Below are 272 nucleotides of genomic sequence, written 5' to 3'. Positions count from 1 at the left end.
TTCACGGCCATCGCGGCCTGGGCCCTGTACGCGGTGCTCGACCGCCGGTGGCTGACCGCCGCGGCCCTCGCCGTCCTCGCCGGACTCACCCGCCCGCCGGGCGCGGCCGTCGTCGCCGCCGTCGTCCTGTGCGCCCTCTACACCCTGTGGCGGCCGGGACCCGACGGCAAGCGGCCCGTCGCCCGCCTCGTCACCACCGTCCTCGTCGCCCCCCTCGGCTGGTTCGCCTGGTTCGGCTGGGTCGGCTACCGCGCCGGCAGCTGGGACGGCTA

At 77.6% G+C, this 272-nt stretch carries 1 pseudogene; it reads left to right on the top strand.

From position 1 onward, the window contains the following. Nucleotides 1-272, top strand: a pseudogene (locus PUR26_RS02020) (glycosyltransferase family 39 protein); the annotation flags it as partial.

It is taken from the genome of Streptomyces sp. SP18CS02 (assembly GCF_036322365.1).
Lineage (GTDB): Bacteria > Actinomycetota > Actinomycetes > Streptomycetales > Streptomycetaceae > Streptomyces.
This window is presented reverse-complemented; position numbering and strand designations above follow the sequence as displayed.